The sequence below is a fragment of the Paenibacillus agilis genome (assembly GCF_007786455.1).
Classification (GTDB): domain Bacteria; phylum Bacillota; class Bacilli; order Paenibacillales; family Paenibacillaceae; genus Paenibacillus_B; species Paenibacillus_B agilis.
In genome coordinates this window covers 378,083-391,194 of the sequence record NZ_VNJK01000001.1, presented here as the reverse complement: position 1 = coordinate 391,194, position 13,112 = coordinate 378,083, and the positions used below count along the sequence as shown (strand labels likewise).

General features: G+C 44.3%; 13 protein-coding genes. 4 read left to right on the top strand and 9 right to left on the bottom strand.

Annotation, left to right across the window (positions count from 1 at the left end; translation table 11 throughout):
- Positions 1-79: 79 nt before the first annotated feature.
- Complete coding sequence (locus FPZ44_RS01700; RefSeq protein ID WP_144986815.1) at positions 80-523, bottom strand: ArpU family phage packaging/lysis transcriptional regulator; 444 nt, start codon at positions 521-523, stop codon at positions 80-82.
- 185 nt (positions 524-708) lie between these two features.
- On the opposite strand from FPZ44_RS01700, the gene FPZ44_RS26295 reads away from it, so the two are divergent.
- Both FPZ44_RS26295 and FPZ44_RS01690 read left to right on the top strand, forming a co-directional pair.
- The gene (locus FPZ44_RS26295; protein ID WP_186785877.1) at positions 709-1,110 is read left to right on the top strand and encodes a helix-turn-helix domain-containing protein; all 402 of its coding nucleotides are present in this window, start codon (positions 709-711) and stop codon (positions 1,108-1,110) included.
- A gap of 10 nt (positions 1,111-1,120) precedes the next feature.
- Entirely contained in the window at positions 1,121-1,582 is a 462-nt protein-coding gene (locus FPZ44_RS01690; RefSeq protein WP_144986813.1) for an ImmA/IrrE family metallo-endopeptidase, read from the top strand.
- Between the two features lie 139 nt (positions 1,583-1,721).
- Here FPZ44_RS01690 and FPZ44_RS01685 read toward each other — a convergent pair whose 3' ends face one another.
- The 3 genes from FPZ44_RS01685 to FPZ44_RS01675 all read right to left on the bottom strand — a co-directional run bounded on the left by FPZ44_RS01685 (position 1,722) and on the right by FPZ44_RS01675 (position 5,787).
- Positions 1,722-4,100 carry a fibronectin type III domain-containing protein gene (locus tag FPZ44_RS01685; RefSeq protein ID WP_261378167.1) on the bottom strand — a complete coding sequence of 793 codons (2,379 nt, stop codon included), beginning with the start codon at positions 4,098-4,100 and terminating at the stop codon, positions 1,722-1,724.
- 347 nt (positions 4,101-4,447) lie between these two features.
- Positions 4,448-5,281 (bottom strand): uroporphyrinogen-III synthase, encoded by an 834-nt coding sequence (locus tag FPZ44_RS01680; RefSeq protein ID WP_144986811.1) that lies wholly within the window; start codon positions 5,279-5,281, stop codon positions 4,448-4,450.
- An 11-nt stretch (positions 5,282-5,292) separates the two neighbouring features.
- Positions 5,293-5,787, bottom strand: a complete 495-nt coding sequence (locus FPZ44_RS01675) for a SprT family protein (protein ID WP_261378355.1) — start codon at positions 5,785-5,787, stop codon at positions 5,293-5,295.
- A 151-nt stretch (positions 5,788-5,938) separates the two neighbouring features.
- Between FPZ44_RS01675 and FPZ44_RS01670 the strand changes: the two genes are divergently transcribed.
- A complete protein-coding gene (locus FPZ44_RS01670) occupies positions 5,939-6,289 on the top strand; it encodes a hydrolase/acyltransferase (protein WP_144986807.1) in 351 nt (116 codons plus the stop codon).
- Between the two features lie 248 nt (positions 6,290-6,537).
- Positions 6,538-6,678, top strand: a complete 141-nt coding sequence (cmpA, locus tag FPZ44_RS01665) for a cortex morphogenetic protein CmpA (protein ID WP_144986805.1) — start codon at positions 6,538-6,540, stop codon at positions 6,676-6,678.
- Between the two features lie 195 nt (positions 6,679-6,873).
- Here the strand turns inward: cmpA and FPZ44_RS01660 are convergent, their stop codons facing one another.
- From FPZ44_RS01660 to FPZ44_RS01640, 5 genes are all read right to left on the bottom strand, one after another.
- Positions 6,874-9,105, bottom strand: coding sequence for a Tex family protein (locus FPZ44_RS01660; RefSeq protein ID WP_144986803.1), 2,232 nt, complete (start codon positions 9,103-9,105; stop codon positions 6,874-6,876).
- A gap of 213 nt (positions 9,106-9,318) precedes the next feature.
- Complete coding sequence (locus tag FPZ44_RS01655; protein WP_028593240.1) at positions 9,319-9,669, bottom strand: type II toxin-antitoxin system PemK/MazF family toxin; 351 nt, start codon at positions 9,667-9,669, stop codon at positions 9,319-9,321.
- A gap of 3 nt (positions 9,670-9,672) precedes the next feature.
- Positions 9,673-9,954 (bottom strand): CopG family ribbon-helix-helix protein, encoded by a 282-nt coding sequence (locus FPZ44_RS01650; RefSeq protein ID WP_028593241.1) that lies wholly within the window; start codon positions 9,952-9,954, stop codon positions 9,673-9,675.
- A gap of 264 nt (positions 9,955-10,218) precedes the next feature.
- Positions 10,219-11,412, bottom strand: coding sequence for an alanine racemase (gene alr / locus FPZ44_RS01645; protein ID WP_144986801.1), 1,194 nt, complete (start codon positions 11,410-11,412; stop codon positions 10,219-10,221).
- 144 nt (positions 11,413-11,556) lie between these two features.
- Positions 11,557-12,981 carry a DUF4367 domain-containing protein gene (locus FPZ44_RS01640; protein WP_144986799.1) on the bottom strand — a complete coding sequence of 475 codons (1,425 nt, stop codon included), beginning with the start codon at positions 12,979-12,981 and terminating at the stop codon, positions 11,557-11,559.
- Positions 12,982-13,112: the final 131 nt, after the last annotated feature.

Sequence of the window (13,112 nt, the reverse complement as noted above, 5' to 3'; positions counted from 1 at the left end):
CCTATTCTGCCAACTAACCTGCAACCATTCTGCAACCTGTCTGCAAAGATTCTGCAACCAATATCTACAAGAAGCCCCCTCAAGAAGCCGCCTCTTCATTAAAAACTTCCAGCCTTAGCGCATATGCCAGCTGCTTCATTGCCTTCGACTTCGCATAATAATAGGAGCGCTCCGACATGTGCATATCTACATATACATGAATGTCTGTCACTCCATCATCGCTAAGATATCTCATTTCGATGATTCGACGATGAATATCCGTTAATTGACTCACTGCCTTCATCACTTGATTATATTCATGCTGCAATTGCTCTTCTCGGTCCACGTTATAAGTAGCGAGCATTGCTGTTTGATCACTTTTTACATTTGTGTTGCTGCGCGGCGCATCACTGTACACAGCTGTCACTCTAGCCTCACGACGAATAAAGCCAAACTTTTTATATAATCTAGCCGACTCTAATCTTTCTTCTACTTTTCTTGATGTTTTACGTGCATGAAGCTTAAGCCCCTCACCAGTCCCCATAGTAATTCCCCCCGTTAGCTCTCGCACTTAAATTCGCATACGCATAAAATATGCGCCTTCGCATATTTAGAATATACAACCAATTATGCGAAGACGCAATACTTATCCACAAAAATAATTGCGCGCACGAAATCTTTCATATATAATTGAACTATGTGTATGAACAGCGAAATGAGGTGAATGAAGTGTCAATGAAACACGATCATTTTGGCGATATTTTAAAGCATCTACGTAAAGATTCTGGATTTAAGACTCAAAAACAGTTGTCAGAGTCATCTGGTATTTCACAGACTACACTTTCAAGAATCGAAGCAGGTACCCAGAAACCGATGCCTGGCACGTTAAAAATGCTAGCGAAATATTTGCAAACTTGCACATACGAACAGCTAATGGAGAAGGCAGGCTACTTCGAGGGAGATCTATCTTTTGAAGATTCGATTAGTCAGCATTCACCTACCATAGTTGCCGATAAACAACAGGAAGCATATACGTTAGCTGCTCATCACGAGGGTGAAGATTGGACGGAAGAAGAGCTTGCGGAAATTGAAAGATTTAAGCAATTTGTAAAATCGAAGCGCAAACAATAGGAGTGACGCCATGACCTATGAACAATTGCTTAAAGAGGCAGCACAGCAAGATGTGGATACCTATGAAATGCCGTTGACAGCAAGAAATAAGGGCTTCTATTCGGACAAAGTGATTTGGATCAATAAGCATATTTCTACAAACATAGAGAAAGCGTGTATTCTCGCGGAGGAACTCGGTCATTACTATACAACTTCGGGGGACATAACCAATCAAAATGTTCTATGTAATCGAAAACAAGAAAAGCGAGCACGCAACTGGGGATATAACAGACTTATTTCGTTAGATATGATTGTTGATGCCCATAAGCACGGTATCCGCAATCGCTATGAGCTTGCTAACTATATCGGGGTCACAGAGGATTTTCTCGACTCTACTCTTCTTCATTTCCAAGAAAAATACGGCTCTTCCGTAACAGTTGGTAAGTATACGATCTGTTTTGAGCCACTAGGCGTACTTGAATGGTTTGAATAGCAACATGTAAGCAAGATTATCTACAAGCTTGTCACTGTTTGCTATATCGATGAGCAAAATTATAGTAGAAAAAAACGACTGCTTGCCAGCAATATACCGGGAAGCAGTCGCAGATTAGCAACCTTATTTAGCGTTACTTTTATAATTCCTCAGGCAATGGAGTAGGATCAGTTGGTGGTGTCTCCGGACCTTCAGAGCCCTTTCCAGATTCATATCCATTTACTTCGAAATTATAAATGCTATCGAACTTAATATATTCTTTACGCTTTTTGAATGGGCCTTTATTGTTGTTGTGCTTATCAAATGCAAACGTCGTCTTGCCTTTGCCCTCAGCTCGCATGTCATACCAAGTTAAGAACGCATTCACTTCCGCTACAGAAAGGTCATACTCTTTCTCCGTACCGTTGTCCAATGTTAGCGTCAACAATGCGCGGTCACCAATATCTTCATTGCCAGGATTCGGATTAGGTTCTGGGTTTGGCTCAGGGTCAATCACTACAGCTTTAGGTGTTGCAGATGCCTCATTCGAATTTGCGCTTTCTCCCGCTGCGCCTACCGCTGTTACCGCGTAATAATACGTAGTTCCGTTCGTAACCGTTTTATCAGTGTAACTTGTTTGGGCAGCATCTACCGTAGCAATTGCCGTATACGTACCCCCAGCTGTTGTTGAGCGCTTAATTTTATAACTAGCTGCGTCCGCCACTTTGCTCCAGTTCAATGTTACTTGTGCATCTGATCCAGTTGCCTTAAGATTCATAGGCGCTTGTGTAGGAGGCAGATCACTCTTACCGAACACATTCCATTCATTTACGAGTTCAGCTTTGGAAACTCTTAAAGCAACCAAAGATACATTTTTGATAGGTTGAGGTAGCACTTCTAAGCTATCATTCGTAGAAGTTACATGAGTATGCAGCAAAGTTTGATTTGCATCATAAAACTCGACTTTGTGTTCTACTCCCACTTTTGATTTCAAAATGATAGATTTAATTTCTTTTGGAGATTTGAAATCGTACCATGCCACAGTATATCCATTATTCACAAACAATTGTTCAGTCTTTACATCGTTATCTGTCATCTTTCTAGTTGTTTCAAGTGTTGTATGAATCGTTTTACCCGTCTGAATAACGAGACCGTCTAGTAAGCCACCCGTGTATTTACTAGAATGAGGTGTTATTTTTGCCTCCACAGAATCAGCACTTTTACCTGCTTCATTGACGGATGTGATTTTGTAATAATAAGTCACACCATTTGTTACAGACTTATCACTGAAAGATGTTCCTTTTATATTAGTTTCAAGTGGAAAGTATGGACCTTCTTTAGCAGTCGCACGTTTTACATCATAAGATTTAGCGCCAACTTCATCCCACTCTAAGTTAACAATTTGATTTCCACCGTAAACCCAATTAATTTTAGTAACAACTGGTGGTGCCGATGGAGTTTCATAAACGTTAAATTCCTTAATAATCATTCCTATTCCAACCGCATCTTTCAGTATTACAGTAGACACATTTTCTACAGGAGTTGGAAGAGACTGCACCCCATCATTCTTTATCACATCGTAAGTGTAAAGTAGATTTTGATTCGCATCATAGAATTCAACTTTAGTTGAGTGATCACTGTGAACAAGTAAAGAATTAATTACTTTAGGTGATGTGAAAGTATGCCAAGTGAAATTGCCCGTTGTAATTGGTTCATTCGTACTTACATTATTATCAGTCATTTTTTTACTAAGCGCTGTTGGTTTATCGATAGATTTGCCTATAGGCAGTTCAACGTTATCTAATAAACCACCTGTATATTTTGTAGCGCTTGGCTTTATTGGCTTTTCAGGAGAATTCGCACTTTCACCTGCTTCATTGTTTGCTGTAACAACATAATAATACATTACATCATTTGATACTGTTTGATCGAAATAGGTTGTTCCTGTAACATTCGACGCGACCGGCTGATATAATCCACTCGAAGAAGTTGAACGCTTAACGGTGTACGATTTTCCGCCAGTATTATCCCAATCTAGTCGAACAATTTTATCCCCGCCTTGTATCCAATTGATCGTGGTAGGGTTAGGCACAGCAGATGGTGTAGTAAACACGTTCCATTCCAATACATAAGCTCCCCCGGAAGGTGTTCTCAGAACAACAGTAGAGACGTTCTTTACCGCAGATGGCAATGACTCAACACCATCGAATTGTATGGGTTTGTAAGTATGTAACAAGTTGTTACTTGCATCATAGAACTCAATTTCATTTCTAAATCTGCTGTTCACAACTACCGCTGATATTTCTTGTGGTGTTGTAAATGTATACCATGCGAGATTTTGAACAGGCTCATTAGTGCCCGTATTATTATCGGTCATTTTTGCACTTGTCGATGTTGGTGTACCGACCGATTTACCAAGGCTTATAGCCGCACCATCTAGCAATCCACCCGTATATTTACTCTGCGCATATGCAGGAGTAGCATTTACCGCAGTCAATAGCATGACTAGCATTAACAAGGATCCTACGAACTTTTTCAATTTTACTTCCCCCTAAATTAATTTCTTTTTATGTTCATATGTTCATAAAAAATAATAACGAAATTAAAATTAACACAATAAAAATGTAATGTCTAAACATAAGTTGTAATATTTAGAAATATAAGTGCTTTATTTCACATAATAAAAACTTGTAATAACTGGAACTAAGTGACCTTTAAAGTATGTAAGACTATTCCCTCTACTAATAAGCCCCTTTAATGCAGTACATTTTTACTTATAAGTGAACTTGTTTCTTAGGCGTAGCCAATAAAAAAAGCTCCACAGTGCAGTCGTTTGACCACCCTCTGGAACTTTTATAAGCAGTATGAATGATAAAATGACGCCATTTAATCTAAAGAATCTTCCTGCTGCCCATCATACCATTGCGCCAACCGCACAATTAACGCACCCATCCGCTCTTCTTGCGGAACAAGAATGCGCTCAACGCCTTCATCACGGAGCACACCTGCTGTCACCTTACCTACTGCAGCCGCCAGTGTCCCCGATGCAAATTGCTGCAGCAGTTCTGTCTCTAACCCTTGCTCACGAGCGTACTCAAATAAAAATCTCGGCTGAGGCGCACTCGTCATGACGACTGCATCCACTTGGCCCTGCACGATCTCTTCGAGCAACTGCTTCATTACTTCAGGCTCAGGTGGAGTATGGCGATATGGCATCAGTTCTGCATAACTAGCTTCGGCTTCCTCAAAGAAAGCCACTAGAGCGGGTGCTGGGTCGCCATGAAGCTGCAAAGAAACCGTCTCACCCTTAAAATGCTCGGCTCCATGCGATTGCAGTGCACGGATAAGACCAGCCGTTGATCCATCATCATCACGAACTTCTGGCACAATACCAAGTCGCTTCAAAGCATTCATCGTCTTATAGCCTCGTGCTGCGTGCCTCAGCTCCTTCAGTCGAGCCTTCAGTGCATCTGCCTTCCCCAATGCTTCAGCCGCTTCCATTAGCGTATTTATACCAATTCCTGTCGTCCATATGCCCCACGTGAACGGTGTATGAAGGAGCTTGTCCACTTCTTGATCCAGATGCTCAAATTGTGCATATACCGTTCCCTGTGTCGGTCGAATGAGCGGAGTTCCCCCCTGCTTCATAACGATGGTCGCCATTTCTTCCGCCTTACGCGGCCCAGTAAGAACAATCGTCTTGCCCGCTAGCTTCGCCATATCTACCCCTCCTATTTCAAACTCGTATTTGTTCCCGCCTCAATAACGATGCGCTCCATAAGAAGCGGCCCTCTACAACGACCGCATACGTACTTCTGAACGTCTACACGACGCTTGCGCAAATAAGTAAGGCTGCATGTTTTACATACCAGCCTATATCGATAGGGCTCACGTCTCTTTTTCTGCAAGCTGGGAATCGCCTTGCAAAATCTTGATCCACCAACCTTCTGCAGCAATTCCTTAAAATCCTTATCCCGATGCTGATATCCTCTGCCTTCAAGATGAAGATGATAATGACACAGCTCATGCTTAATGATGCTGATAACTTCCTCTTCCCCGTGGGCTTCCCACTGCTTCGGGTTAATCTCGATATCGTGTGAACGCAGCAAATATCGGCCGCCAGTCGTCTTCAATCGGGCGTTAAACTTTGCTCGATGACAAAATGGCTTGCCAAAAGAATCGATGGAAATTCGCTCTACCATCTGCTGCAAAATAGATTCTGTTATCCGATTCAAGGTAAGAGCACCACCCTCTGTATACTTAACTGCTCGTCCTCTAATTAAGAAGAATGCTTGTTTTCCATACTTGAATTTGTACTTGAAGTCCATTACACTGTCAAGAGAATCATGGCAATTGAACGTGAAGGAGTGACAGAACATGCCAAAAATGCGCTATCTTATTCTGCAACGCGATGCAAAGCTGGAGTTCGTAGAAATGCCGACAGATTATGCTTATCAACTAAGTGCGTTGAACCTCCGCTTGAATAAAGAAATTGGAAAGCTAACAGCTCATGAAGTTCCGGTACTGCCTGTTGCAGTAGCGGAATGCGATCAGCTTGAATTGCTTCGTGAGCAAGATCAAATCGTAAGCGGACTTCATTATTTAAATGAGCTTGAGCAAGCTTTTTCGTCCATTCGTGAGACCGAATATCCGCTTATCTCGCTGCTTACTGAAATTCGTGCCCTGCAAGCGCAAATGGAACAATGGTATGAGGAAGAAGCTGTTTAGTGTTTAAGCTAAAATGAATTGATTGCGGCCGCAGTCGTCGGAATCAGACAGATCTGTAATCATGCACAATACTAAAACAAGCTCTACTAACTCCCGCTGCTTAACCGCGCTGGAGTTTTTTATTTGATCAGAGCATTTTTATTTTATCATAGCTTATGCACTTTACAGGACCTGCACCTTCTATGGCAGATGCCCATATGATAACGGTACAACATCGTATCGTCATCCTTAGAAGGAGGGAATAGCCCGTGCCGCAATGGTTAAGCAATCAGCTTATGAAAGCCTATCAGAAAAAAGATCGCAGGCAGATCAAGCTGCTCAATGATTGTTGGTTTTTTTATCGTTCGAAGCCGTCGGTTCGTTCATTCCATTCGAAGACAACTCAGTAATCAACTCAGCAAATCATTCAGCAAACGCTAGGCTTCCGCATCCCCTCTCGGAATAAAGCCGGACAATATTCCTCGGCGAGGCATGTCCGGCTTCTATGAGCTCTGCAAATCTGCAAATACATATTTAATAACTATTGTTAGCCTCGGCAGCACAACGGGCTGTGCCCTATCATTTCATTTTCCGGTAACCATCGTCTATTGCTTAGGCTGCTTCATCGTCAACCCAACGCGACCTTTTTTCACATCCACCTGCATGACCCACACTGTCACATTGTCTCCTACAGAAACAACATCCAGCGGATGCTTCACAAAGCGATCGCTAATTTGGGAAATGTGGACAAGTCCATCATTTTTAATCCCAATATCAACAAATGCCCCGAAATCAATAACGTTCCGAACCGTTCCTTGCAGCTCCATCCCAGGCACTAAATCCTCAATCTGAAGTACATCGGTACGAAATATCGGAGGAGGAAGTTCCTCACGTGGATCGCGTCCAGGACGCAGCAAGCTGTCTACGATATCTTTCAACGTTGGTATACCAACTTCCAGCTCAGCTGCCAATTGCTCCACAGAAGCATCGCGCAGCTTCTTCACAAGCTGCTCTGAACCGATCGCATTGACCTTGAAGCCGAGCGAAGCAAGCAGACGCTCTGTTACTTTGTATGATTCTGGGTGAATTGGCGTTTGATCAAGCGCATAGTCTCCATCTGTAATGCGCAGGAAGCCAATACATTGCTCGTATGCTTTCGGGCCAAGACGAGCTACCTTTTGCAGCTGCTGACGCTTCGTGAACTTGCCGTTCTCTTCCCGATGCTTCACGATATTTTTAGCCAATGTTGCATTGATACCCGCTACATAAGATAGCAGTGAAGGCGAAGCCGTGTTTACATCTACACCTACGTGGTTAACCGCAGACTCAACGACTGCTCCAAGATTTTCTTCTAAGCGTTTGGCAGCTACGTCATGTTGATATTGTCCAACCCCAATTGCCTTCGGATCAATTTTAACGAGCTCCGCAAGTGGATCTTGTACCCGTCGACCGATAGAAACCGCACTGCGTTCTGCCACATCAAGACTAGGGAACTCCTCCTGCGCCAACTTAGAAGCAGAATAAACACTCGCCCCAGCTTCATTTACGATGAGATACTGCAATCTTTTGCCGAATTCAGTAGCATAGTGTCCGAGCCAGTCGGCAACGAATTGCTCCGTCTCCCGTGATGCCGTACCATTTCCGATAACGATAATATCTGCATCATATTTACGAGCCAATTCAGTGAAGGTGCGCTCTGCTTCTTTAACCTTGTTATGCGGCGCAGTCGGATACGTCACCGCTACCTCCAGCATTTTACCTGTATCATCGACTACAGCTAACTTACAGCCGGTACGGAATGCTGGGTCAACTGCTAGTACCGTCTTACCTTTGACCGGCGGTTGCAGCAGCAAGCTGCGTAAGTTTTTGGCGAATACATCAATCGCCTGTTCCTCCGCCTTCTCTGTCAATTCATTGCGCACATCGCGTTCAATCGAAGAAGCAATCAGTCGCTTGTATGCATCCTCTACCGTCGCTTCCAACAAACTGCGCACAACCGAAGCACCGCGAATCCACTTTTTCTGTATGTATGCCAAAATCATGTCGTTCTGTACATCCAATGATACCTTCAACACTTCTTCACGTTCACCGCGGTTAATCGCCAATATTCGATGGGAAGGTAGGCGCTTGACTGGCTCACTGTACGCATAATACATCTCGTACACCGATTCCTGCTCTGTATCTTTAGCCTCAGTCCGCAGCAATCCTTGTTCGTATGTATACTGTCTTACCCATTTACGAACGACAGGATCATCTCCGATTAGCTCAGCGATGATGTCGAGCGCACCTTGTATCGCTTGCTCGCTCGTCTCTACACCTAGGTCAGGCTGAATGTATGCAGCAGCCTCCTGTAAAGGATCCCCTGACTTCGGCTCCGTAAGCACCCAATCCGCCAACGGCTGTAAGCCTCGCTCTTTCGCGACGCTAGCACGCGTCTTACGCTTCTGTCTGTATGGACGATACAAATCCTCTACTTCCTGAAGCTTAACCGCTTTCACAATGGCTTGTTGGAGCACCGTTGTCAGCTTGTTCTGCTCTGCAATAAGTCGCATGACCTCGCGTTTGCGTTCTTCGAGCCCACGAATGTAGCCTAAGCGCTCTTCCAAGCTACGAAGCTGATTCTCATCAAGCTCTCCCGTCATTTCTTTACGGTAACGGGCAATAAATGGAATCGTATTCCCCTCGTCTAATAGCTCGATCGTACGTTGGACTTGTCCTGTCCCAAGAGACAACTCAGAAGCAAGCTGCTTTAAAAGGCGTTCACGTTCGTTTGCTTTTAGCTGCTCTACAATCGCTTCCAGTTCTGCTAACTCCATCGTTTGTTCAGATACCGTCATTTTAGCCTTCCTTTCTATCTAAATGGCTAGTAACCTCACCATCATTATTGTCTCAGAAATCCAATAGCATTTCCAGCACTGCCTGAAGGAAACAAAAAAGACCACTGATTATGTAATCAGCAGCCTTATCATTGTCCACATATCGGCTAGAAGGAAAAGCGAACGAACCTCCACCTGACCTGCTTAAATAGAACAGGCAGAGGCTATTCCTAATTAAAAATCAATCAAACCAATGCTAATCTGGAGGGCATCGTCGACTTTGCGCATCGTCTCATCATCCAAATGCGTAATCTTATCGGTCAGACGCTGCTTGTCGATCGTACGAATCTGCTCCAACAAAATAACAGAATCACGATCAAAGCCATGTGTCTCCGCATCGATCTCCACATGAGTTGGAAGCTTAGCCTTCTGAATCTGCGCTGTTATAGCCGCTACAATGACGGTTGGGCTGAAGCGGTTGCCAATATCATTCTGAATAACGAGAACCGGACGAACACCGCCCTGCTCCGAACCAACCACGGGTGATAAATCAGCAAAAAACACATCCCCGCGCTTCACAATCACTGGCTACACCCCGCTAACTAAACGGCCCAGCGTGCCATCCGCATCTGCTTCCGCATAGAACGCTTCGGATGCCATCGTCAAGTTTATCTTCGCCATTTCCATATAGCCACGCTGCATAGACTCACGGATATGGCGTTTCTTCCGTTCGTTCAAGTACAATTTCATAGCTTGGCGAATGAATTCACTGCGATTGGAGTTCTCCATTGCCACGATGCCGTCCACTTCTTGTAACAGTTGGTCGGGCAAGCTGATCATTATTCGTTTGGTGTTGTGTATGTTTCGCACCTGTTCTCGCACCCCCAAAACCTTTCCTGCCTTATCACCATTATGTCGTACCTATAGAAAAATTATACAAGAGCATATATATGCCGCATATAGATCGGATATGTGAAAAGTCATACACGGTATATACAGCTGCTTTTTATTATTTACAATGAGTTATCGAATACTGCAATACTTTATCGATTATACCATTATTCGAGCATGTTTCCTCATTTTCCTTCATCCAATTGGAGAGAATGTAGGAAAATTATTGTTTTTGTCACAATATCACAATAAAGGATTATATACGATGCTAGTTCCATGCTGTTTCACATAGATGCGCGGAATTCGATGCGCAAGCTTGCAAATAACCTCGTAATTAATCGTGCCGAGCTTATCCGCAACCTCTTCTGTGGAAATACAAGCATCTTGCTGTTTTCCTATCAATACGACTTCTTCCCCTACACCCATATCAGCCGCTTCTTCACCAAGCGGAGCAAGAGAGACCATGCATTGATCCATACAAATTCGGCCAATAACAGGAACTCGCTTGCCGCGGATTAGCATTTCAGCTTTGCCGCTGAGCATGCGTGAATATCCATCCGCGTAACCGACAGGAATCGTCGCGATCCATTCGTCTTCTGTTGTGAAATATTTTGTGCCGTAGCTGACCCCTTCACCAGCAGGAAGCTGCTTCACGTGAACAACTTTAGTTTTCCAAGACATAACAGGCTGTAAGGAAACAGCTGTCTTATTGACCTCTTCAGAAGGATACAGCCCATACATGCTGATACCAACACGCACCATATTCACTGCACACTCTGGCAGATCAATGGTTCCTGCACTATTGCTCAAGTGAATCACTGGCGGACATAGCTGGTGCTGCTTCAAAGCTTGCACCACAGTCTGGAATCGCTCTACCTGCATATTGGTATACGTTTTATCTGCCTCATCCGCAGTAGCAAAGTGAGTAAATAACCCTTCTACTTCTACACCCTCAATGCGAGATAAACGGCTCATAAAGGCAACCGCTTCATCAGGTGAACGCAATCCAAGCCTACCCATTCCGGAATCGATTTTGACATGGACGCTCAAACGATGTCCATCATTGGCCGCTGACAAGGCAGGAGCTCGCTGCTCAAGTGCTTCCAATACGTCTTCAGAATATACGTTAATGCTAATATGATGGCAGAACGCCGTCGGAATAGCTTCCGGCGGCGTATAGCCCAACACGAGAATCGGCGTCACAATACCCGCCTGTCTCAATTGGATCGCTTCATCTATGAATGCAACGTTGAAATAATCTGCACCTATCTGCTCTGCTGCTTTAGCAATTTCGACGGCACCATGACCATAGGCATTTGCTTTGACACACAGGCCAAGCTTCGTCTCTTCCGGGATCATGCTGCGAAAAGCTTGTATATTATGCTCGAGCGCATCTAAAGAAAGCTCGATTCGTGTAGGACGATAGTATGATTCCATTAGTGTCACCTTCTCCGTTCCATATTGCCGCTCAATCGTCAACAAACTTATGTTAAATGGTGTCCGGTAGCCTGTCAACGCAGTGTAGCGGCAGTATAGTGCGGAAAAATGATCCTATTTTTCACAAAATGTCGAGAATCCAACCTATTTCCCAGGTTGATCAACCATCGACTGGGCGATTTTAATCATCTCAGTGAGCGGCAAATCTCCTGAAGTAATGCGATACTTAATGCCATCATATAACCACGTCATTGACTTTTGCTCCTCACCAACTAGATGAGCAACTGTAAATCCTAGATTGACACCCTCCGAATAACCAATACCAACCTCAACATCTTCAGGGCGCTCTTCCATAATGGAATACGTGTAAGTTCCCTCATAACGCAGCATGACCGCATGAGATTGGCTATTTGGCAGCTCAACTCGTTCGCCTAGCTCAACACCTGTCGGTGCATAAGTCGGCTCAATAAATCCAAATGGGCCAAGCGGGCCTCCTTGATCTTGACCACCGCTATCATCCGTATTAGGCTGTTCACCTGCTGCAGGAGCTTGCTCATTACCTGCTGTATTGCCCGTTGGAGCGGTTTCAGGCGACTTGGACTCATGAGACTTGTGGTCAGATGCTTCTGAAGTTGTGGCAGCAGGCGTTTGTTCTGCACCATCTGCAGCATTATTCGCTGGTGTCTCAGCTGAATTATCATTACCATTGTTAACAGCATCCACCGGGGTCTCGGTATTACTATTCGTATCCGTATTGGCTGATGCCTTATAACTACCGTCTACAGCAGTATTTTCTGGTGTTTTAGCATCACCATCTGCGGCTGGTGTTTCCGTTACAGCTCCTGCAGATGCAGGCGCAGATGATGGATCTGTTGTTGTAGCTTTGGCATCAGATGACTGCTCATTCTGAGCTTGCGGCTGCGGATCAATATTGGCACTCGCCGTCATATTGCGCTGCATATCGAATGCGTCTTTCTCAAACTTTTTGCTGAAATCAAACTGCTTGAACTTCATCTCCACAACAACACGAGACTCTGCATCCGTTACTTGAACTTGCTTCGGTGCATAGCTCTGCTGATCTAACCAGATCTTCTGCCTTACGAGTGAATCTGTCTGATAGTTAGCCGCAACTTCAAATACGAAGTTGTCGCCATCCTTTGTGAACTGCGGAGCCTTATCCGCTAAAATGCTATGAATTAGCGTCTGATATAAGTAAACTTGGCCTTGATTATCCGGCCAGTCGCTTTGGAAGCGGAAGCTCTTCTTCAAGCTTGGTGTCAACACAAATACTCCTTCATCATTGCGCAGTACGATCTGTGTGACGTCTTTCTTGGCATTCTTCAGCTCAATTCGATAGTATGATGGATTCTGGTACCACACTTCCACTTGATACTCCAAGGGCTGCTGGCCCGAGTACAACGTCATCGTTCCGATACCCGCATAACTTTCCAACTTGCTCATCTTTTGATCCAAGTCCTTGACCACTGACGTTGCATCCTTCTGACCGCAACCAGCCAAAAATAGCGCACAGCTCAACACTATGGCCAATACCCATGAGATCCGACGCATGAGATCATCCCCTCTGACATTGAATATGATTTTGCCTCGTAACGGCTTCCATCTGCTAACATGTCTATGAGGGAACTTGGCCAAATATGCAGACATGCATGACAAGCTAATGTGCGAATAATGATCGTATG